The 21334-nt window shown below is 58.0% G+C and carries 18 protein-coding genes and 1 pseudogene; 10 read left to right on the top strand and 9 right to left on the bottom strand.

The features are described 5' to 3' along the window. Positions 1–3: 3 nt before the first annotated feature. The 8 genes and pseudogenes from H9L05_RS14420 to H9L05_RS26940 form a co-directional block, all read right to left on the bottom strand. On the bottom strand, positions 4–1359 hold the full coding sequence (locus H9L05_RS14420) for a leucine-rich repeat-containing protein kinase family protein (protein WP_187731553.1): 1356 nt from the start codon (positions 1357–1359) through the stop codon (positions 4–6). A gap of 127 nt (positions 1360–1486) precedes the next feature. Beyond that, complete coding sequence (locus H9L05_RS14415; RefSeq protein WP_187731552.1) at positions 1487–2026, bottom strand: DUF4136 domain-containing protein; 540 nt, start codon at positions 2024–2026, stop codon at positions 1487–1489. Positions 2027–2056: 30 nt separating this feature from the next. After that, positions 2057–3037, bottom strand: coding sequence for an aldo/keto reductase (locus H9L05_RS14410; protein WP_187731551.1), 981 nt, complete (start codon positions 3035–3037; stop codon positions 2057–2059). Positions 3038–3137: 100 nt separating this feature from the next. After that, on the bottom strand, positions 3138–4358 hold the full coding sequence (locus H9L05_RS14405) for an MFS transporter (protein WP_223284453.1): 1221 nt from the start codon (positions 4356–4358) through the stop codon (positions 3138–3140). A gap of 56 nt (positions 4359–4414) precedes the next feature. Further along, positions 4415–4852, bottom strand: coding sequence for a SpoIIAA family protein (locus tag H9L05_RS14400; protein ID WP_187731550.1), 438 nt, complete (start codon positions 4850–4852; stop codon positions 4415–4417). 264 nt (positions 4853–5116) lie between these two features. Further along, entirely contained in the window at positions 5117–5503 is a 387-nt protein-coding gene (locus tag H9L05_RS14395; RefSeq protein WP_187731549.1) for a DUF3037 domain-containing protein, read from the bottom strand. Further along, a complete protein-coding gene (locus H9L05_RS14390) occupies positions 5481–6281 on the bottom strand; it encodes a HipA family kinase (RefSeq protein WP_187731548.1) in 801 nt (266 codons plus the stop codon). The genes H9L05_RS14395 and H9L05_RS14390 overlap by 23 nt, the downstream gene beginning before the upstream one ends. Positions 6282–6516: 235 nt before the next feature. Continuing rightward, positions 6517–9067 (bottom strand): annotated as a pseudogene (locus tag H9L05_RS26940) (excinuclease ABC subunit A). A 362-nt stretch (positions 9068–9429) separates the two neighbouring features. On the opposite strand from H9L05_RS26940, the gene H9L05_RS14380 reads away from it, so the two are divergent. Continuing rightward, entirely contained in the window at positions 9430–10461 is a 1032-nt protein-coding gene (locus tag H9L05_RS14380) for an N-acetylmuramoyl-L-alanine amidase family protein (RefSeq protein WP_223284452.1), read from the top strand. On the opposite strand, the gene msrB is transcribed toward H9L05_RS14380, so the two are convergent. Further along, complete coding sequence (msrB, locus tag H9L05_RS14375; RefSeq protein ID WP_187731547.1) at positions 10433–10930, bottom strand: peptide-methionine (R)-S-oxide reductase MsrB; 498 nt, start codon at positions 10928–10930, stop codon at positions 10433–10435. The genes H9L05_RS14380 and msrB overlap by 29 nt on opposite strands. Before the next feature lie 117 nt (positions 10931–11047). On the opposite strand from msrB, the gene H9L05_RS14370 reads away from it, so the two are divergent. The 9 genes from H9L05_RS14370 (at position 11048) to H9L05_RS14330 (ending at position 21327) form a co-directional block, all read left to right on the top strand. Continuing rightward, positions 11048–11851 (top strand): NIPSNAP family protein, encoded by an 804-nt coding sequence (locus H9L05_RS14370; protein ID WP_187731546.1) that lies wholly within the window; start codon positions 11048–11050, stop codon positions 11849–11851. Positions 11852–12096: 245 nt separating this feature from the next. Continuing rightward, positions 12097–13326 (top strand): multidrug effflux MFS transporter, encoded by a 1230-nt coding sequence (locus H9L05_RS14365; protein ID WP_187731545.1) that lies wholly within the window; start codon positions 12097–12099, stop codon positions 13324–13326. 613 nt (positions 13327–13939) lie between these two features. After that, on the top strand, positions 13940–14824 hold the full coding sequence (locus H9L05_RS14360) for a sugar phosphate isomerase/epimerase family protein (protein ID WP_187731544.1): 885 nt from the start codon (positions 13940–13942) through the stop codon (positions 14822–14824). 49 nt (positions 14825–14873) lie between these two features. After that, the gene (locus H9L05_RS14355) at positions 14874–16550 is read left to right on the top strand and encodes a GMC oxidoreductase (RefSeq protein WP_187731543.1); all 1677 of its coding nucleotides are present in this window, start codon (positions 14874–14876) and stop codon (positions 16548–16550) included. Between the two features lie 18 nt (positions 16551–16568). Continuing rightward, positions 16569–17183: a gluconate 2-dehydrogenase subunit 3 family protein gene (locus H9L05_RS14350; protein ID WP_187731542.1), complete on the top strand. Its 615-nt coding sequence runs from the start codon at positions 16569–16571 to the stop codon at positions 17181–17183. Positions 17184–17201: 18 nt separating this feature from the next. After that, positions 17202–18353 (top strand): Gfo/Idh/MocA family protein, encoded by a 1152-nt coding sequence (locus tag H9L05_RS14345; protein ID WP_223284451.1) that lies wholly within the window; start codon positions 17202–17204, stop codon positions 18351–18353. Between the two features lie 6 nt (positions 18354–18359). Then, the gene (locus H9L05_RS14340) at positions 18360–19412 is read left to right on the top strand and encodes a sugar phosphate isomerase/epimerase family protein (RefSeq protein WP_187731541.1); all 1053 of its coding nucleotides are present in this window, start codon (positions 18360–18362) and stop codon (positions 19410–19412) included. A 16-nt stretch (positions 19413–19428) separates the two neighbouring features. Continuing rightward, entirely contained in the window at positions 19429–19899 is a 471-nt protein-coding gene (locus H9L05_RS14335; RefSeq protein WP_223284450.1) for a c-type cytochrome, read from the top strand. A 174-nt stretch (positions 19900–20073) separates the two neighbouring features. After that, complete coding sequence (locus H9L05_RS14330) at positions 20074–21327, top strand: nucleoside permease (RefSeq protein WP_187731540.1); 1254 nt, start codon at positions 20074–20076, stop codon at positions 21325–21327. The last annotated feature ends 7 nt before the right edge of the window (positions 21328–21334 follow it).

Below are 21334 nucleotides of genomic sequence, written 5' to 3'. Positions count from 1 at the left end.
GGCCTATTTAAGTATCGTCTGGCTCCCCTCTCCTCGGGGAGAGGGGCCGGGGGTGAGGTCCAGCGCCTGCCGGATTTCGGCGAACAGTGGCCGGGCCGCCGCGTTGGGCTGCGCGCACTGCTGCTGTAGGTTTTTCAGTCCATCGATAGCGTCCGAGTCCGGGCAACGGTCTAGCAATTCTTCCAGCAAGCAGCCAAAAGCCCGCACTTCCAGGCGTTGCAGCGCATGAGCGGTTGCCACATTTTCGGGGTCGAAAAAACAGGCAGCCCCGAAGTCGCTGAGCATACTGACGCCGCCTTCCGCGGTCAGAATATTGTGGGCATATAAGTCGCCGTGCATGATGCCGCGCTCGTGCAGGTGCTCAGCGGCGCCGGCAATGCCAGCGGCAATATGTAGCGCGTCTTCCACGCTGAAAATGGTTTCGGGATCGTAAATATCGCGGGTGCACGTCACGAAGCTTGGCGGGCCAGCGAGGTTGCCAAACGCTGGATCAATCAACTCCAGCACCAAGCCTTCAGCGCCCGCAGGATGGCCACCAATTTTGCCCCCCACCGCTATCAGATTTGGGTGAGCGCCGGCGCTGATGCAGGCGGCCATTTCGCTGCGCGGCAGGCCGTCGCTGGTCACAGCGCCTTTGAACAGCTTCACGGCCACGGCCTGCGGGGAGGCATTCTCGCGCTGCCATTGCCCCTGGTAGATAACACCCGAGGCACCCTCGCCCAATTGCTGCTGCAAGGTTAGTGCTGCCCAATCGATGGTGGTTATGGGGTGCTGGACTACGGCGGCCTGCTCGGCTGCCTCACTGAAAGGGTTGCCCGCATACGCCAGCCACGACAGCCGCGGCAAGGACAACAGCCACTCGGGCAGAGCCTTAAACCGATTCGCAGCAATGCGCACCAGCTCCAGCCGCGTGCAGGCCGCCATGCTCGCGGGCAGCTCCGTCAGCTGGTTGCCAGCTAGCATAAGCTTCTGCAAATACTTACAGTTGCCTAGCTCGGGGGGCAAATTTGTCAGCTGATTGTCGGTGAGGATAAGCCAGCGCAGGGCTGGCGTAAGCGCCGCCGCGGGCAGGGTTTGAATTTGGTTGGCTTTGAACCCGACCATGCTCAGTTGCGGGCATTGACCTAACACTTCGGGTACGCTGGTAAACTCGTTATTGGAGCAAAACAGAATGCGCAGCTTGTGCAGCCGCCCCAGGTCGGGGGGCAAATCTGAGAGCTTATTACCGGAAAGATTGAGGATTTCGAGCGTGTCAGCCAGCTCAAAAATCTCAGCGGGAAACTCCGTGAGACCTTCGGATAAGTCAAGGTGAGTGGTGCCGGCCAGCTTGCCGGCGCGCAGTTGATCGAGCGTATGCATCCGGCAAAGGTAGCGGCAGAAGGTCGCGGGCAGCGTTTCAATTGCTAGCTGGCTGCCAATAAAGCTGAAAAAAGCCTCCCAACCATTCCAAAATGACCTGGGGGCTTTTTCAGTTTTCGCGGCGGCACTAGCTTTGGGGCGGCACCGGGTATTTATCAAACAAGGTCCTGATGGCGTCGTTTATGCGCTTGGTCAGCTTGTCGGGCTTGGGCGTCAGGACGCTGGCCACGGAGCCTTCCCAGATCAGCTCATTACGGGCCGCATCCACCACTTCCACAGTGGCGGTACCCTCTTCGTAAGTGCCCGTTTTCACCTCCTGGCTTTGCCAGCGGTAGTTGCGCTGCCCAATATAAAAGGGCGCTTCCTGAATAGTCGTCTGGCGGGTTTGGGTTTTGTCTTTAATAACGACCCCAATATTCACCAGCAAATCCGGCGTATCCGACTGCTGATACCCGCGCCGCGCCATCTCGCGGCTCACGGCTTGCTTCAGGGTTTCGATGCCGGTACCAGGGCCCTGAAAATCGGCCTCGTTGCGGGCATTCACATCCATGAAGTTGTAGGTTTTATAAGCCTTAAAATCGACGCCCGATTGCTGGGTGATATTTTTTACCTGCTCAGGCGCGCAAGCAGCTAGGCTCAGCAAGAGCAATAGAAAAACAGTTTTCATACCCATAAACACCGAGAAATAACTATTGATTTAAGCAAAACCCAGCACCGGGTGCGGTAAATAAAGCTCTTCCAAACGGGTGATTTCTTCCTCCGAAAGCTGCACGTCCAGAGCGGCGACGGCATCCTCCAAGTGTCCGGTTTTGCTGGCCCCGATAATGGGGGCCGTGACCACGGGCTTCGATAGCATCCAGGCCAGCGCCACCTGGGCATTGGGCAGCCCGCGGGCTTCAGCGATTTCCGTCACGCGGGCGGCCACGTCGAAGTCATCATCGCGGGAGTAGAGCGCCTGCCCGAAGATATCGGTGCGGGCGCGCTCGGTTTCGTTGCGCGCCTTGCTGCGCTTACCCGTGAGCAGCCCCCGCGCCAGCGGCGACCACGGAATCACACCGATTTTCTGATCCTGGCACAGCGGCAGCATTTCGCGCTCCTCCTCGCGGTACACCAGGTTGTAGTGGGGCTGCATGCTCACAAAGCGCGTCCAGCCGTGCAGATCGGCCAAATACAGGGCCTGCGCAAATTGCCAAGAGAACATGGAGGAAGCCCCAATGTAGCGCGCCTTGCCCGCTTTCACCACATCATGCAGAGCTTCCATTGTTTCCTCAATGGGCGTATCGTAGTCCCAGCGGTGAATCTGGTATAGGTCAACGTAGTCGGTGCCGAGGCGCTTGAGGCTGGCATCAATGGCCTTCATTATATGCTTGCGCGACAGCCCTTTATCGTTGGGTCCCGGCCCCATGGCATTATACACTTTCGTGGCAATAACCACCTCGTCGCGGGAGGCAAAATCGCGTAGGGCCCGGCCTACTACTTCTTCGCTGGCGCCGTTGGAATACACGTCGGCTGTATCAAAGAAGTTGATTCCCAGCTCCAACGCCTTCTGTATAAAAGGCCGGCTCTGCTCCTCGTTGAGCGCCCACGGCCAGCGGTCGGTGGGGGTGCCGTAGGTCATCGTGCCCAGGCAAATTCTGGAAACCTGTAGGCCTGAGGCCCCTAAGCGAATGTAGTCCATGCTGCTATGTTGAAGTGCTGGCTATCCTATACGCTCCGACCATGGTAAAGGCCGTTGTTGAGCTTGTGGTAAACGCTCCTTGCACTTCTGGGGGGCTTTTTTATGCTTCTTCCCGCAGCTTAGGCACCAGCCAGACCACCAGTCCGCCCAAAAGCGCCACCAGCGCAAACGACCAGCGCAGGTCCGAGGCTTTGGCCACAAACCCTACCAGCGGCGGCACGATTAAAAAGCCGAAATAGCTTACCGTAGAGACGGAGGCAATGGCGGCCCCGGCACGCTCGGGGCTGGCCTTGCCCACGAGGCCAAACACCAGCGGCACCACGCACGACACGCCCAATCCGCCCAGTACAAACCCAAGGCCGGCCAGTATCGGCGTTGGGAAAGCCGCAGCCAGCAGCAAGCCGGTTGTCATCAGGATGCCGCTGGCTTGGAGCATTGGTTTGGTGCCAAAACGGCTTACTCCCCAGTCGCCGAGGAAGCGGCCTGTGGTCATGGCAACTAAGTAGGCCGTGAAGCCCAGCGTGGCTAACTCCTTGGGTGCGTGCACGGCCTGCACAAAGTACACGCCCGTCCAGTCATAGAGTGTGCCTTCGCAGGCCATGGAGGCGAACGTGATAAGGCCGTATTTCAGCAGCGGCTTATCGGGCCAGGAAAAGCGAGATTTGGTAGCCGGCGGCGAAGGAGGCAGCGCCAGCGCATTGGGGAAAAACGCCAGCGACAGCGCCGTGAGCAGCACCGCTACCCCCAGAAAGTGATAGCTAATAGGCACCGCACCTCTTATCAGCAAAGTGCCCACGCCCGCCGCCGCGAACCCCGCCACGCTCCAGACACCATGAAAAGAAGCAATAATGGAGCGCTCGTACAGCGTCTGCACACCCACCGACTGCGCGTTCATACTCAGATTGAGCAGGTTGCGGGAGGAGCCGAAGCAAAAGAGCAGCGCCACCAGCTGCCAGGTGTGGGTAGCAAAGCCCAACAGCGCCAAGGCTACATTATAAAGCACTGCGCCCGCCATCATCACATGGCGGCTACTAAAGCGCTGCAACAGCTGCCCCGTGACGGGCAGCGTGAGCATCAGGCCAGCCGGCAGGGCCAGCAAAACGCCCCCCAGCTGGGCTTCATTCAGCCCCAGCCGGTGTTGAATCAGAGGAATGCGTGAGGCCCAGGTAGCAAATCCAAACCCTGACACAAAGAAGAATAGCGCAATGGCAATGCGCGCCCGCGTGGCAGATACACGGGGCTCGGCAGTCAATACCTGACTCATAGCAAACGGATAAGCAGCACCAGAATAAGCCCCCTCATACGCAAAGAAGACCTGCATAGCCGCCGCGCGGTTATACAGGTCCTCTTTTTTCTGTCCTGTTGCTACACTCTGAGCTAGGCGCTTATAGCGTGCCGCTGCTGACTAATAAGCCAGTTGACGGCCTCGGCTTCCTGCTCAAAATACTGGTATGTAATCGATAAGTCGCGCACGGCGGCTATTATAGTAGACGTCGCCAGGCGTGCGAATACGTTTTGCGCCACCAGAACGGCGCCATAGCGGTAGCCACCTTTCTCTACTAAGCGCGGCAGCCACTGCTGAATCACGTATTCCTGCTCCTCAGGTGTAAAAGGACTCATCAACCGCTGATCTACCAGTAGGCAGCCATCCTCGCGCCGAGCCATTAGCTTCGTAACGTTATTTAGCAAGGCTTTAAAGTCATCCTCGGGCCGCGAGCCAGCCTGATACATGAGACGGGCAAAACCCAGCGGATCGTTCACGGCCCGGCCCACGGGGTTCTCATAATAAATGTGATAGCTATTCGATATTCTCAACCTTACCTCCCTTTCCCAAATTTTGCTAAATGCCGCCCCCGAACGCTGACGCAGCACCCACAGCCCCAACTACCATACCAAGGGCTGATTTTTACATAATTTACCTTTCACGTTCTTTTCTACTCCCGAAACCAGTTTAGTTGATTGACGAATAGCATTTTAGCTTGTCGCAAGAATGGTTATAATTTTTCTGGGGGGCTTTTTCGCCCACCACTAGTTAATTACCCGGCCAGGTTGGTGTCATAGCTCTAAACGACTGCGATTTCATTGCACAAGCTGTGCATGCAAGCGCGCCAGCGTAGCGGCGGCATCTTCGCAGAGGCCGGGGTGCACGGGCGAGGTTTGCACAACGGTGCTGCGCGTAGCCGTAAGCCACCGAAACCGCTCCGCAATGGGCAACTGACCGATAGGCCCACCCTCGGCACGCCCCCTACAGATTCGCTCGAAGGCCTTCAGGCGCTCCGTTAGCTCCTGCATATCCACCTGGTCGCCGGAGAGGGCACGCAGGCGGGCTTCGGGCAGTTCAAACTGCGTTTGCAAAAACCCCTGCGCCCGACAGTACACAATGACGCCGACGTTGAGGAACTCCTCTCGCTCCACGCGCGGCACCACGCGCAGAACGGCATACTCAAATAAGTGCTTGTCGGGCATGCTGCGCTTCTTGAACAAAGGTATCTGATGCGGCAAGGCGAGCTTCCAAAAACTCTACATAGGCCGTCCGCTGCTCCTGGGCCGTGGTGTCCGTTGAGAAAGCTTCCAGCAGCCATTCGTCGGGCACCAAAGCCACAATCTCCCGAATAACATCACTTGTTAGCAGCGCTCGGCTTTCGGCGTTTACGGCTGCCAGCTCAGCGGCTTTTGGCAGCAGCACATGGTCTTTTACTTGCGCAAAAGCGCGCTGCCGGTCTGGCTGAGCCCAGCCCGAGCCGGCGTGGTGCACGTAGAGGGCCGCGCCGTGGTCAATCAGCCACAGCTCCTTGTGCCACATGAGCATATTCGTGTTGCGGGCCGTGCGGTCTACGTTCAGCGTCAGCGAGTCCAGCCACACAATTTGCGAGGCCAGATAGGGCTCGATTGCAGTCACTAGCGGGTCGAAGGTGATAGCGCCCGACAAGTAATGCAACCCCAGATTGACGCCGGTGCTGGCGCGCAGCAGGTCCTGAATTTCCTCGTCGGGCTCGGTGCGGCCGAAGGCTTCATCGAGCTGGCAGAACACCAGCTCCGGCACGCGCAGGCCCATCACCCGCGCCAGCTCGCCCACAATGAGCTCGGCAATGAGCGCTTTGATGCCTTGTCCTGCTCCTCTGAATTTCAACACGTACAGAAACCCGTCGTCGGCTTCGGCCAAAGCTGGCAGGGAGCCACCTTCCCGCAGGGGCGTCACATAGCGCGTTACATCAACGGTTCTCAAAGAAAGATTAGCCGGCATAGCCACACGAAACAGAAGAATGACCCGCAAAGGACGCACAATGCGGGGAGTTTATCGAACTAGAACCAAAAACCACGTTAAGGCGTGGCCAGAAAAGGGATGTATTAAGTCCGACCGTCATGCAGAGCGCAGCGAAGCATCTCGCGTGCTGATGTTGCCAAGCTAAACAACGACGCACGCGAGATGCTTCGCTGCGCTCTGCATGACGTTCTTATTGGTCGACAGAGTTTATATTTTACTTACTGTCATTACCGAGGAAACGCGCTAAGTAAGGGGCGGTACGGCTGGCTTTGCTCCTAGCTACTTTGGCAGGTGCATCGGCGGCTACTACCTGGCCGCCTTCATCGCCGGCACCTGGACCCATGTCAATCACCCAGTCGGAGCCGGCTACTACGCGCATGTCGTGCTCTACTACAATGACTGTGTTGCCGGCTTCCACCAAGCCGTCGAGCTGAGCCATGAGCTTTTCCACGTCGGAAGGGTGCAGGCCGGTGGTAGGCTCATCGAGCACGTAGACAGAAGTGCCGCGCTGGGTGCGCTGTAGCTCCGTGGCAAGCTTAATGCGCTGGGCCTCACCGCCGGAAAGTTCAGTAGCGGGCTGGCCCAGCCGCAGATAGCCCAAGCCCACTTCCCGCAGCACAGTGAGGGCGCGCTGCACGGTAGGCTCGGCGGCGAAAAACTTCCAGGCCACATCTACGGTCATGCCCAGCACCTCGGCGATGTTCTTCTCCTGATACGTTACTTCCAGCGTCTTAGCGTTGTAGCGCGCGCCATGGCATACCGGGCAGGGCGCGTACACGCTGGGCAGAAACAGTAGCTCTACCATCACAAAGCCTTCGCCCTGGCAGTTTTCGCAGCGACCTTTGGCCACGTTGAAGGAAAAGCGGCCGGCATCGTAGCGGCGGGCTTTGGCCATTTTAGTGGCGGCAAACAGCTTACGCACGTGGTCAAAAAGGCCCGTGTAAGTAGCCATATTGGAGCGCGGTGTGCGGCCAATGGGCTTCTGATCGACGCGCACGAGGCGCTTGATATTTTCCATGCCGCTCACAATTTGCCCCCAGTGGCAATGGGTGCGGCCCGGGCCAGTTCGTCGCCTTCCTGCTCATCGTCGGCTTCGATTGTTTGGCCTAGATGCTCAGCTACCAGCTCCACCAGCACCTGGCTTACTAAGCTCGATTTGCCCGAGCCCGACACGCCGGTAACGGTCGTGAGCACGCCCAGCGGAAATGCTATAGCCAGCTCATTCAGGTTGTTGCGCGTGACGCCGGCCAGCCGCAGCCAGCCGCTGGGTGTGCGCGGCGGACGCGTGGGGGGCTTTTCTTCGCCAAACAAATAACGGCGCGTTTGCGAAGCAGAGACATTTGCCAAGCCGGCCGGCGAGCCGCTATAGAGCACTTCGCCTCCCTGCTCGCCGGCCGCCGGACCCACATCCACCAGCCAGTCGGCCTGCCGGATAACGTCCAGATTATGCTCGACCACAAACAATGAATTACCGCTTTGCTTCAAGCTCGCCAAGGCGGCTAGCAATGCCTCCGTGTCGGAGGGGTGCAGGCCGGCGGAGGGCTCATCGAGCACGTACACTACGCCAAACAGATTGGAATACAGCTGCGTAGCGAGTCGCAGCCGCTGTAGCTCCCCCGGCGACAAGGTTGGCGTGCTACGCTCCAGCGACAGATAACCCAGCCCCAAATCGAGCAACACGGCCAGGCGCGCTACCAGATCGGCAGCGATGCGCTGGGCCACGATAACCTGCTCGGGGTGGGCGGCATCGTGCTTTTTGCGGCCGGTGTGCGTGCCATCGGCGTAAGGACGCAACAAGTCAGCGAAGCGCTTCAGGGGCAGATGCGAAAGCTCGGCTATATCCAGGCCGGCAAACTTCACCGACAAAGACTCGGGGCGCAGGCGCTTGCCCTGGCAGAGAGGGCACTCCGTGCTGAGCATGTATTGCAAGGCCCGCTTTTTCATCAGAGGGCTGTGCGTGGTGGCAAAGGTGTGCAGCACATGGCGCTTGGCGCTGCTGAAAGTGCCCATATAGTTTGGCGGCTCCCGACGCTTCAGGGCGCGCTGGGTTTCGGCGGGCGAGTAGCCCGGATACACCGGCACCACCGGCTGCTCCTCCGTGAACAGAATCCAGTCGCGGTCTTTCTGGGGCAGCTCGCGCCAGGGCCGATCCACGTCGTAGCCGAGCGTGACGAGAATATCGCGCTGATTTTGCCCCCCCAGGCCTGGGGCCAGGCCGCAATGGCCCGCTCCCGAATGGTGAGCGAGTCGTCGGGCACCATGGAGCGCTCGGTTACTTCATAAATGCGGCCCAGACCGTGGCAGGTGGGGCAGGCACCCTCAGGCGTATTGGGCGAAAAGGCTTCGGCATAGATAATTCCCTGCCCCGCCGGGTAGTCGCCGGCCCGCGAGTAGAGCATGCGCACGAGATTGGAAAGCGTCGTGACCGAGCCCACTGACGAGCGCGTGGTGGGCGTGCCGCGCTGCTGCTGCAAGGCCACTGCGGGGGGCAAACCTTCAATGGCATCGACCTCGGGCACGGCCATCTGGTGAAAAAGCCGCCGCGCGTACGGCGATACCGACTCCAGGTAGCGGCGCTGGGCCTCGGCGTAAAGCGTCCCGAAGGCCAAACTCGACTTGCCCGAACCCGACACGCCCGTAAATACCACTAATGCATCGCGCGGAATTTTCAGATCAACGTTTTTGAGGTTGTGCTCGCGGGCGCCGCGCACCTCTACAAAGCCGGTAAAGTCTGGTGAAGCAGGTTGGGAAGTGAATTTAGGCATGCAGGAAGAGCACAGAGTTGGACAGTCAATAAATCAGCCTTCCAATACGCATCTGGCGTCGCATTATACAGGCAGCAATGTCAATAACCTTGTCAACCCCTGACAATGAATTGATTATGAATGCCTCACGCTTTCTTCAGAGACGCGTATTCGCGTCTAGTCGTTGCCGACGTTGTTTAGACTGCTTATTTTGACACAAGTCGTTCAACGATTATTAGACGCGAATACGCGTCTCTACAGAAGGCCGGAAACCGAAGGGCATGCCCAGGCCAGTTAATTGGCTCATGTTTATAAGCACGGCCTCGGTACTTTTACGCTCATATTGGTATACACGAATTTTCTTTACCTGCGGCTTGCTCTTTTTGCGTTCAATTTCCCTTTTCCTGGCACTGCTGCTGACTTCGGTTCTGGCATTTAGTCAGGGCGTCATTCGCCAGGTAACAGCTCGTCCCGGTGATGGCACCCACACTTTGCTACGACGGCATGGCTTAAATCCGGCTACGCATTTACAGGCCTTTCTAGTGCTGAATCGGGCCAACCTGAGCAAAAATCAGGGTCTGATTGCCGGCCGAAAATATCGCCTTCCTCCCGCTTCTGCCCGCTCAAGCACTAAAGCAGCCAGCCCTAAGGCTTCCACCCGAGGAACTTTAGCGCCTATTTCACGGGCGGAACTGTATGGCAATGAATACGCTAACATAGTTGTCCGCGACCAGCAGCTGCGGGGGGCTGTTTTGTACTTGGCGGCCGGACACGGCGGGCCCGACCCGGGGGCCATTGGGCAATATGGCAATGCAGCATTGGCCGAGGACGAATATGCTTATGATGTGACGTTGCGGCTGGCGCGGACCCTGATGGAGCACGGTGCTCAGGTGTATATGATTACACAGGACCCCAACGACGGCATCCGCGACCAAGCTGTACTCAAGACCGATTACGACGAGGTAACGTATCCGCGCCAGACTATTCCGCTAAATCAGTTGGCTCGTCTGCGCCAGGGCATTAATACTGTAAATAAGCTGCATGCCCGGCATAAAAGCGCTTACCAGCGCCTGCTGACTTTGCACGTGGACAGCAGGAGCGCGGGCCAGAACATAGACGTTTTTTTCTACCACAACTCCAACAGCAAGGCCGGCCAGCAGCTTGCCCAGCGCATCCACCAAACCTTTACCGCCCGCTACCGCCGCGCTCAGCCCAACCGACCTTATTCCGGCAACGTGACGACGCGCAATTCGCTGTACGTGGTGCGCAACAGCCTCGCCCCGACCGTTTTTATGGAGCTCGGCAACATCCGCAACGACAAGGACCAGCGCCGGTTCGTTATTCCTGATAACCGGCAGGCGCTGGCCAACTGGATCTGTGAAGGCATTATAGCTGATTACCGCTCCCATCGCTAGGCTGAAATTTGCCCCCCAGAGCCACTTCTTTGGTCTGAACTAAGCTCAACGAATTCATGCAGTAGCGCAAACCGCTCGGCTCAGGTCCGTCGGGAAATACGTGGCCGAGGTGGCAGTCGCAGACGTTGCAGAGGGCTTCGAGGCGCTGCATGCGGTGGCTGTTATCGAAGACGTATTTGATGGCATTTTTGGTAATCGGCTGGGTGAAGCTGGGCCAGCCGGAAATGGCGTGGTACTTCTCGGTGGAGTTGAATAACAGGCTGCCGCAGCCCACGCAGGCATATACGCCCGGCTCGTAGGAGCGGCAGTAAGCGTTGCGGTACGGCGGCTCGGTGCCTTTCAGGCGCATCACTTCAAACTGCGCGGGCGTCAGCTGCGCCTTCCATGCCGCCTCCGACTGCTCCACCCGTCTGGGAGGTTCGGGGTTGCTGTATTTGGCATATTTCAGCACGTCGGGCCAGCGGAGCATAAGGCGTATTCTTCGTTTTTAACGTAGTAGGTTTTCCGGGTAAACGGGCGCCCGGTTCGGGTAACGTGTTTTTCCAAATTCGGCTCATCTCCCTCCTACTTTCTACTCCTTATTCTTATGAACAAATTATCCCTGGCGCGGCTCATCAAAATTGGCGCGGCGCTGCTTGTGCTGGCGACGCTACTAACCGTGTCGGCGTACCGACCCGCCGCCGACCGCGAAATGTACCAGCTCCGAATTTACCACGTAAAGACTGGGCAGCAGGAAGAGCAGGTGGAGAATTTTCTGCGGGGGGCTTTTTTGCCGGAGCTGCATAAGCTGGGCGTCCGGAAGGTGGGGGTTTTCAAGCCCATCGGCAACGATACGGCCACCGACCGGCGCGTGGTGGTGCTTATCCCCTACGCGTCGCTGGCGCAGCTGGGGCGCGTGGCGGAGCGCCTGGAACAGGACGTGGACTTTGGCAAAATCAGCCCTGCCTACTGGAACGCTGCCCACACTTCTCCTCCCTACTTTCGCTTAGAAATGATTCAGCTGGAAGCCTTTACCGATCAGCTGCGCCTGCGGGCGCCCAAGCTGCAAGGGCCGAGGCTGGAGCGCGTGTACGAGCTGCGCAGCTACGAAAGCGCCACCGAGAAGCAACACCGCAATAAGGTGCACATGTTTGCCCAGGGCGGCGAAATACCACTGTTCGAGCGCCTAGGCTTCAACGCGGTGTTCTACGCCCGCGTGGTGGCCGGCAGCCGCATGCCCAACCTCATGTACCTGACCACGTTCGAAAACCAAGCGGCCCGCGACGAGCACTGGAAAGCCTTCGGCGCAGACCCGGAGTGGAAAAAGCTGGCCGCGGCGCCTGAGTATCAGAACAACGTATCGAAGATTGATATTCTGTTCCTGCGCCCCACCGCTTATTCCGATATCTAGACTCTTGCCCGGATGCCGGACGAAGAGCAAGTAATGTTGTTTTATATAAATATTAACTCTGATGAATTATCCGGCCGCTCCGACCGTTCACACGTCTTATCCATTGCGAATCCGGCGGTGGAAAATGCCCCAGCACATGGTTTCAGTGGGCAAAGCCTTGGGCCCCGTTGAAACCATTCGGGCTACCTGATACACGCATACCTCCTCCGTAAAAACAGGGGCAAAAAAGCCCCCCAGTAGCATCAATGTCTAAGCAACAGTACTTTTTTCTGATTCTGATTCTGGGAAGCCTTTCGGCGCTCGGGCCATTTTCCATCGATATGTATCTGCCGGGCTTTCCGGCCATCGCCGAAGACCTGAATACGACGGCCGCCCGCGTGACCCTGTCCTTATCCAGCTTTTTTGTGGGCATCTCTGCCGGCCAGCTGCTGTACGGGCCGCTGCTTGACCGCTTTGGCCGCAAAAAACCGCTATATGTGGGGCTGGCCGTGTACGTGCTGGCTTCTATCGGCTGCGCGGCTGTTCAGACGATCGACGGGCTTATTTTCCTGCGCCTGATTCAGGCTGTCGGTAGCTGTGCGGCGGGCGTTGCCTCCGTGGCGATGATCCGCGACTTGTTTCCGGTGAAAGACAGCGCGAAGGTCTTTGCCCTGATCATGCTGGTCATCGGCCTCTCACCCATGATTGCGCCCACCGCTGGCAGTTACGTGACAGCGGCATTTGGGTGGCACGGAGTGTTTATCGTTTTAGCTGTCATGGGTCTACTACTGCTGGTTGCCACGTTCTTCTGGCTCCCCGAAAGCTATGAGCCCGACACGACCATGTCCCTGAAGCCCAAGCCTATCCTGGCCAATTTCTGGTCGGTGTTGCGCGAGCCGCAGTTCTACACCTACACGTTTACCGGCGCCATGTCCTTCTGCGGACTCTTCGCATATGTGGCTGGCTCGCCGCTGGTATTCATGGAGATTTTTGGGGTAAGCGGCGAGATGTACGGCTGGATTTTCGCCTTCCTGTCGGTGGGTTTAATTGGTGCCAGTCAGGTAAACAGCTACATGCTGCGGTATTATCAGAATGAGCAGCTGGTGTATGCTGCCCTCATCTGCCAGGTACTAACCGGCGTGGTTTTTCTGGTGCTGATCAGCGGCGGCTGGATTGGCCTCTACGGGACGATTGCCCTGCTGTTTATTTTCCTGTGCTGCCTCGGCTTTAGCAGCCCCAATACCGCTGCGCTTTCCCTGGCTCCTTTTTCCCGCACCGCCGGCAGCGCCTCCGCTCTGATGGGCGCCATTCGGATGGCGATGGGCGCGTTGGCCTCTATGGGGGTCAGCCTTTTTAGCAACGGCACGGCCGTACCCATGGTGGCCATTATGGCTGTTACCTCGGTGGTGGCTTTGGTCCTTTTGCTTACCGGCCGCAAACACATTACCGAACAGGTGGAAGTATCCGCTGAGCAGATGGCAGAGCCGGTACACTAGCAAACGGCCAGAGTTCTTCCTGAGATATTGGCTTCGGCCCCACGATAGCGCAGCAGTTTGCCGCGCCGTTGTGGGGCCGTTGGCATTAGCAAAAGGGTAGCAGCAGGAGGCATATATTTCTAAAATCCGCCTGGCTCTGCTTAGTAGAAAGCGCGTGTACTTGGGCTGCACTTCTCATCCGAAAAAAGACTGACTGCAAGCACTCCTGCAATGCTCCGCGGGCTAAGCAACGCAAAGGCAGTCACAAAAACCTTTCTGTAGGGGCAAGCTCCTCACTTGTTTTTTATCCGTGTCTTTTTGGCTGCTATAAGTCCGAAAAAAGTCCCCCAGAGCAGAATAAACGCCCTTTCCGGGTTGTGCACTAAGCGGTTCAGCCTTGGCAGCGATGCGCGGCCGCCTCCGATCTTTCCCCGCATAAAGCTTGCATTACCGGAAAAAGGAGGGGTAAATTGGTGAACCGTAGCCTTGTCGTAAATCCTTTTTTTACGGCTGATCAATCATGAATTAAGCAGGAGAACGAGTATCTTACACTTGCGCGTCAGTTTTTAATTACTCTCTGCTTATTGCCCACTCACGACCGTACATTTCCTCTCCCTCCCACTAACTTCTCCCCATGACCTCTCGCCGTTCCTTCGTGAAGTCCGCCGCGCTGCTGTCTGCCGGCGCACTCGTTTCGCCGGCTTTGCTGGCCGCGCCCAAATCGTATATCGGCTTGCAGCTGTACACCGTGCGCGACGCCATGCAAAAGGACCCGGCGGGTACGCTGGCCCGCGTGGCGAAGATGGGCTACAACTCGGTGGAGGGCGCCACTTACACGGGCAGCCAGAAGTTTTATGGCATGACGCCGACGGCATTTGCTGGTGTGCTCAAGCAGAATGGCCTCATCATGCCTAGCAGCCACTACCGGCTGGGCCAGGAGCAGGAAAAAGGGCAGCCAGTGCAGGGCACCATGCTGCACGGCTGGGATAAAGCCGTGGACGATGCAGCCCAGGCCGGCGTGAAGTACATGGTGTGCGCTTACCTCTCGGACGCCGAGCGTGGCGGCCTCGACCAGTATAAGTACGTGGCCGACCAGCTGAATAAAGCAGGCGAGCGGGCCAAGAAAGCCGGCATTCAAATGTGTTACCACAACCACGACTTCGAATTTGCCCCCCAGAGCGGCAAAGTGCCTTACGATCTGCTGCTCAGTGGCACAGACAAGGAGCTAGTGAAGATGGAACTCGACTTATTCTGGACCGTGAAAGCCGGCAAAGACCCCGTGGCGCTGTTTCAGCAACACCCCGGGCGCTTCCCGCTCTGGCATGTGAAGGACATGGACAACACGCCCAAAAAGAACTTCACGGAAGTAGGCAGCGGCGTCATCGACTTCAAGAAAATCTTTGCGCAGGCTGGTAAGTCGGGCATGAAATATTACTTTGTAGAGCAGGACCAAACGCCCGGCTCGCCCTTCGACAGCATCCAGAAAAGCATTACGCATATCAAGCGTACCTTGGTATAGTCCGGTACGGATTCTTGCTTGCGTTTCCATTATCCTTATCCCACCCCTTATGGAAAAGAACACCTACGATGCCATTGTCATCGGATCTGGTATTTCGGGCGGCATGGCCGCCAAAGAGCTGACAGAGAAAGGCCTGAAGACCATCATGCTGGAGCGCGGCCGCAATGTGGAACACGTAAAGGATTACGTGAATGCCAACAAAAACCCCTGGGAGTTTCCGCACCGGGGGGGCAAAACCCAGCAGATGATCGAGGACTATCCGGTGCTCAGCCGCGACTACACGCTGAACGAGCAGAATCTGGACTTCTGGGTAAAGGAGAAGGAAAGCCCCTACGTGGAGGTGAAGCCCTTCGACTGGTTTCGGGGCTACCAGGTGGGTGGCCGCTCGCTGATGTGGGGCCGGCAGTCGTACCGCCTGAGCGACTACGACTTCGAGGCCAATGCCAAGGATGGCATCGCCGTAGACTGGCCCATCCGCTATAAGGATCTGGCGCCATGGTACAGCCGCGTGGAGAAATTTGCCGGCATCAGCGGCAACCGCGACGGCCTGCCCCAGCTCCCCGACGGCGAATTTATGCCCCCCATGGAGATGAACTGCGTGGAGAAGGACGTGGCCGCCCGCATCAAGAAGAATTACAAGGACCGCCACATGGTCATTGGGCGTACGGCCAACATTACGGTGGGGCATAACAACCGCGTGGCCTGCCAATACCGCAACAAGTGCTGGCTGGGCTGCCCGTTCGGGGCGTATTTCAGCACGCAGTCGGCGAGCTTGCCCGCGGCCGTAGCTACCGGCAACCTCACGCTGCGCCCGTTTTCCATCGTCACCAAGATTCTCTACGACAAGGACACCAAGCGGGCCAAGGGCGTGGAAGTGCTCGACGCGGAAACCAATCAGACCTACGAGTATTTCGCCAAAATCATCTTCCTGAACGCCTCGGCCCTGAACTCGGCCTGGGTGTTGATGAACTCGGCTACCGACGTGTGGCCCGAGGGCCTAGGCAGCAGCAGCGGGGAGCTAGGCCACAACCTGATGGACCATCACTTCCGGGCGGGTGCCAGCGGCGAGGCTGAGGGCTACGATGATAAGTACGTGTACGGGCGCCGGGCCAATGGTATTTATATTCCGCGCTACCGCAACCTGTTTGGCGACAAGCGCGACTACATCCGCGGCTTTGGCTACCAGGGCGGCGCCGGCCGGGAAGGCTGGGGCCGCGAAATCGCGGAAATGAACATTGGGGGCGAATTCAAGGATGCGCTCACTGAGCCGGGCAAGTGGACGATGGGCCTGACCGGTTTCGGCGAAACCCTCCCCTATCACGACAACCGCGCCTACCTCGACAAAACAAAGAAAGACAAGTGGGGCTTGCCGGTGCTGGCCATCGACGCTACCATTCGCGAGAATGAGCAGAAAATGCGCATCGACATGATGCAGGACGCCAAGGAGATGCTGGAAAAAGCGGGCCTAAAAAACGTAAATACCTACAACGGTGGCTACAACCTGGGCGGCGGCATCCACGAGATGGGCACCGCCCGCATGGGCCGCGACCCCAAAACCTCTGTGCTCAACCAGCACAACCAGGTGTGGGATGCGCCCAACGTGTACGTGACCGATGGCGCGGCCATGACTTCCGCGGCCTGCCAGAACCCGTCGCTGACCTACATGGCCCTGACCGCTCGGGCCGTAGATCATGCAGTAGGTGAGTTGAAAAAGCAGAATATCTAATTCTTAATCGGCAGCATTATGAATAGAAGAGACGCATTAGGCCGGGTAGCCCTCATCATGGGCGGCACTATCATCGGCGCCGATTATTTCCTCACCGGCTGCTCCTCCCCGAGCCAGGAAAAGGAAGAAAAAACCGCAAAAAAAAGCCCCCCAGCGGCCAAAGAACTAAAGCCCGTTCTCAATCAGGAGCAGGTCGCTTACCTGAATGAAGTAGGCGACACTATTCTGCCAACTACTTCATCTCCAGGTGCCAAAGCCGCCGACGTGGGCGGTTTTATGGCCGTAATGGTGCGAGACTGCTATAAGCCAGCCGATCAGCAGATATTTCTGAAAGGACTGACACAGCTAGAAGAAGCGTCGAAGTCGAAGAACGGCAAAGGCTTTCTGGAATCGGATACCGCCCAGCGTACGGCCCTGCTCACGGCCCTCGATGCGGAGCAGAAAAACTACGCCAAGACCAAAACGAAGGAGGACCCCAACCACTACTTCCGCATGATCAAGGAGCTGACCTTGCTCGGCTACTTCACCTCGGAAGTGGGCAGCACCAAAGCTCTGCGCTACTCCCCCGTACCGGGCAAGTACGACGGCTGCGTGCCTTACAAAAAGGGCGACAAAGCCTGGGCTACCACTTAATCTGCGACCTTGGACCGTATGAAACTACGACTGGGCATGATTGGCGGCGGCCAGGGGGCTTTTATTGGCGCCGTGCATCGGCACGCCGCCGCTTTGGATGGCCTCTATGAGCTGGTAGCCGGTGCTTTCAGCAGCAACCCCGAAACCTCCAAAGCCAGCGGCCAAATCCTGGGCCTGTCTGCCGACCGCGTATATGGCTCCTACCAGGAATTGATTGAGCGGGAAAAAGCCCTGCCGGAAGCTGAGCGCGTGCAGGTGTTGTCTATCGTGACGCCCAACCACTTACATTTTGCTCCCGCCAAGCTGGCTTTGGAAAATGGCTTTCACGTCATTCTGGACAAGCCCATGACCTTTTCCTTGGCTGAAGCCAAAGAGCTGCAAACCGTGGCAGCGGCCAGCAATGCGCGCTTCTGCCTTACGCATACTTACACCGGCTACCCTATGGTGAAGGAAGCCCGGCAGCTGGTAGCCTCCGGCGAGCTGGGCGCCGTGCGCAAAGCCTACGTGGAGTACCCGCAGGGCTGGCTGAGCAACTTCGAGGAAGGTTCCGACAACAAGCAGGCCGCCTGGCGCACCGACCCGGCCCGCAGCGGCGTGGCCGGCGCCATGGGCGACATCGGCACCCACGCCTTTAACCTGCTCGAATACGTCACAGGCTTGTCGGTAACGCAGCTTTGCGCCGATATTAATACCGTGGTGCCGGGCCGCAAGCTCGACGATGATGGCGCGGTATTGCTTCGCCTCTCGGGTGGGGCCAGCGGCGTGATGGTGGCTACGCAGGTCGCGGCGGGCGAGGAAAACAACGTGCGCCTGCGGGTGTACGGCGACAAAGGCGGCCTGGAATGGCAGCAAGTAGACGCCAACACGCTCCAAGTGAAATGGTTGGATAGGCCCACCGAAATTCGGCGGACCGGCACTGGCTACGTCAGCTCCTACGCCCGCCACAACACGCGCACGCCTTCCGGACACCCGGAAGGCTACCTCGAAGCGTTTGCTAACCTGTACCGCAACTTCGCCCTGAGTTTGCAGGCCGATCTGGGGGGCAAATCTGCGCCGCCCGAAGCCTTAGATTATCCGGGTATGGAGGAAGGGGTGCGGGGCATGGCTTTTATTGAAAATGTTATTGCCTCGGGCCGCTCCGATCAGAAGTGGACCGAATTCACCGTATAGCTGCGCATGAAAACCATCAAAGGACCCGCGATTTTTCTGGCGCAATTCATCTCCGATCAGCCGCCTTTCAACAGCCTGGCTTCCATCTGCGAGTGGGCCAGCGGCCTAGGCTACAAAGGCGTACAAATCCCGACATTGGACAGCCGCTTTATCGATCTGCAAAAAGCCGCCGAAAGCCAAACCTACGCCGACGAGGTAACAGGCACGGTGCAGGCCGCAGGTCTGGAAATCACGGAGTTATCCACGCACTTGCAGGGCCAGCTGGTAGCCGTGAATCCGGTGTACGATACGCTGTTTGATGGCTTTGCCCCCGAAGCAGTTCGCGGCAACCCTAAAGCCCGGCAGGCTTGGGCGGTGCAGCAGCTTAAGTACGCGGCCAAAGCCTCACAGAACCTGGGGCTGACGGCCCACGCCACCTTCAGCGGCGCGCTGCTCTGGCCCATGGTGTATCCCTGGCCTCAGCGCCCTGCAGGACTGGTAGAAACGGGCTTCGACGAGCTGGCCCGCCGCTGGCTGCCCATTCTGCAAACCTTCGATGAGTGCGGAGTAGATGTGTGCTACGAAATTCACGCCGGCGAAGACCTCCACGACGGCGTCAGCTACGAGCTGTTCCTCGACAAAGTGCAGCATCATCCCCGCGCCTGCCTGCTTTACGATCCCTCCCACTTCGTACTGCAATGCCTTAACTATCTGGAGTATATCGACATTTACCACGAGCGGATTCGGGCCTTTCATGTGAAGGATGCGGAGTTTAACCCCAACGGGCGGCAGGGCGTGTATGGCGGCTACCAGAACTGGGTAGATCGGGCCGGCCGCTTCCGCTCCTTGGGCGACGGGCAGGTTGATTTCAAGGCTATTTTCAGCAAAATGGCCCAATACGATTTCCCCGGTTGGGCCGTGCTGGAGTGGGAATGCGCCCTGAAACACCCCGAAGACGGCGCCCGCGAAGGCGCCACCTTCATTCGCGACCACATCATCCACGTCACCGACAAAGCCTTCGATGATTTCGCGGCCGCCGGCACCGATGAAGCCCACAATAAAAGCCTGTTAGGACTTTAACCTTCCCTCAGACCCCATGAAAAAAGTCTTTCTGCTCCTCAGCTCTTTCGCTTTTTTAGCCGCTTGTAGCTCCGATTCTAATAAAGCCCCCCAAGAGAAATACACGCTGGCTGAACCCGAAGAAACCATGAACGCTGACAGCACCACGGGCGCCAACATGAGTGCCGTGGCCCGCCAGCCCCAGGTGGATACCAATGTTACCAAAATTGGCACTACCCCAACGGGCGGGGCACTGGCCAAAGGCGCCAAGCTCATGGAAAGCAGCGACTGCGCCACCTGCCACCGCGTAAACGAGAAGCTTCTCGGCCCAGCGTATCAGGCAGTTGCGCAGAAATACCCCGCCACGGAAGCCAACATCAAGATGCTGGGTGGCAAAATTATTACCGGCGGCAAGGGCAACTGGGGCGATATCGCCATGACGCCCCACCCCGGCATATCCGTTGCCGACGCCGAGGAAATGGCCCGCTACATTCTCACGCTGAAGTAAGAGTAAAACTCGTGTCATGCAGAGCGCCAACGAAGCATCTCGCTCGCGCCGTTAGATTACTAATCCTGCGTCAGCACGCGAGATGCTTCGCTGGCGCTCTGCATGGCGTTCTAGATTAAGCAGTTAAGTTGCTAAATTAAACTCTCTTCCTTACCGACACCAACTTACCCCACCATGACTTCCTCCATTCGGATTAAGCTGTCTATCATGATGTTCCTGGAGTTTTTCATCTGGGGGGCGTGGTTTGTGACGTTGGGCACCTACCTGCTACGCAACCTCAGCGCGACGGGCACGCAGGTGGGAGTGGCGTTTCTGACGCAATCGATTGGGGCAATCGTGGCGCCGTTTATCATTGGCCTGATTGCCGACCGGTTTTTCTCGGCCCAGAAGATTCTGGGCGTGCTGCACCTTGCCGGAGCGCTGCTGCTCTGGCGTGCATCGTCGTCGCCGGACTTTGGCTCTTTTTACCCCAACATTCTGACCTACATGGTCTTGTATATGCCTACGCTGGCGTTAGTCAACTCGATTGCGTTCCGGCAGATGCAGAATCCGCAGAAGGAGTTTGCCACCATTCGGGTGCTGGGCACGCTGGGCTGGATTGTGGCCGGCCTAACCATCGGTTGGCTGAACTGGGAGCAAAGTGGGAGCCTACGAGCTACTTTTCTCATGGCCGCTGGCGCCTCGGCTTTGCTGGGGGTGTTCAGTTTCATGCTGCCCGCCACGCCGCCTGTAAAGCGCGGCCAATCCTCTTCCCTGGGCGACATGCTGGGCCTCGACGCCATTGGGTTGCTGAAGAACCGCTCCTACCTCATTTTCTTTCTGGCTTCTATCGCCATCTGCATTCCGCTGGCGTTTTACTACGGCTTCACCAACCCGTTTCTGAATGAGGTTGGTATGAAAGCCGCGGCCGGGGTGCAAAGCTTGGGGCAGGTTTCGGAGCTGCTGTTTATGCTTTTGATTCCGTTTTTCTTCACCCGTTTGGGCGTGAAAAAGATGCTGGCAATCGGGATGCTGGCCTGGGTGGTGCGCTACGTATTCTTCGCTTACGGCGACGGGCAAAGCAATTACTGGATGCTCATTGCGGGCATTGTACTGCACGGTATCTGCTACGACTTCTTTTTCGTAACGGGCCAGATTTACACTGATAACCTCGCCGGGGAGCGGTTTAAAAGCTCGGCGCAGGGCTTTATTACGCTGGCCACGTATGGCGTGGGCATGCTGATTGGCACCTTGCTCTCGGGGCGCATTTTCGACAACTATCAGCTCTCCGAAGGCGTGCACGACTGGCGCATGATCTGGCTGATTCCGGCTGGTATTGCCGGGGCGGTGGTTCTGCTGTTCCTGCTCTTGTTCAAGGACCGGCCGCAGGACCAGGGGTCGGAATCCACTTCCTTCGATGCAGCACCCGAGCTAGCTCAGGCTAAATAACTGACTG

Source organism: Hymenobacter qilianensis, from assembly GCF_014489555.1.
Lineage (GTDB): Bacteria > Bacteroidota > Bacteroidia > Cytophagales > Hymenobacteraceae > Hymenobacter > Hymenobacter qilianensis.
This window is presented reverse-complemented; position numbering and strand designations above follow the sequence as displayed.

Coding starts and splice junctions, on each gene's coding strand:
- H9L05_RS14350 (WP_187731542.1), top strand. CDS start 16,569: ATGAATAGAAGAGACGCATTAGGCCGGGTAGCCCTCATCATGGGCGGC.
- H9L05_RS14335 (WP_223284450.1), top strand. CDS start 19,429: ATGAAAAAAGTCTTTCTGCTCCTCAGCTCTTTCGCTTTTTTAGCCGCT.
- H9L05_RS14365 (WP_187731545.1), top strand. CDS start 12,097: ATGTCTAAGCAACAGTACTTTTTTCTGATTCTGATTCTGGGAAGCCTT.
- H9L05_RS14415 (WP_187731552.1), bottom strand. CDS start 2,026: ATGAAAACTGTTTTTCTATTGCTCTTGCTGAGCCTAGCTGCTTGCGCG.
- H9L05_RS14340 (WP_187731541.1), top strand. CDS start 18,360: ATGAAAACCATCAAAGGACCCGCGATTTTTCTGGCGCAATTCATCTCC.
- H9L05_RS14355 (WP_187731543.1), top strand. CDS start 14,874: ATGGAAAAGAACACCTACGATGCCATTGTCATCGGATCTGGTATTTCG.
- H9L05_RS14330 (WP_187731540.1), top strand. CDS start 20,074: ATGACTTCCTCCATTCGGATTAAGCTGTCTATCATGATGTTCCTGGAG.
- H9L05_RS14390 (WP_187731548.1), bottom strand. CDS start 6,281: ATGCCGGCTAATCTTTCTTTGAGAACCGTTGATGTAACGCGCTATGTG.
- H9L05_RS14405 (WP_223284453.1), bottom strand. CDS start 4,358: ATGCAGGTCTTCTTTGCGTATGAGGGGGCTTATTCTGGTGCTGCTTAT.
- H9L05_RS14345 (WP_223284451.1), top strand. CDS start 17,202: ATGAAACTACGACTGGGCATGATTGGCGGCGGCCAGGGGGCTTTTATT.
- H9L05_RS14360 (WP_187731544.1), top strand. CDS start 13,940: ATGACCTCTCGCCGTTCCTTCGTGAAGTCCGCCGCGCTGCTGTCTGCC.
- msrB (WP_187731547.1), bottom strand. CDS start 10,930: ATGCTCCGCTGGCCCGACGTGCTGAAATATGCCAAATACAGCAACCCC.
- H9L05_RS14420 (WP_187731553.1), bottom strand. CDS start 1,359: ATGCATACGCTCGATCAACTGCGCGCCGGCAAGCTGGCCGGCACCACT.
- H9L05_RS14395 (WP_187731549.1), bottom strand. CDS start 5,503: ATGCCCGACAAGCACTTATTTGAGTATGCCGTTCTGCGCGTGGTGCCG.
- H9L05_RS14370 (WP_187731546.1), top strand. CDS start 11,048: ATGAACAAATTATCCCTGGCGCGGCTCATCAAAATTGGCGCGGCGCTG.
- H9L05_RS14410 (WP_187731551.1), bottom strand. CDS start 3,037: ATGGACTACATTCGCTTAGGGGCCTCAGGCCTACAGGTTTCCAGAATT.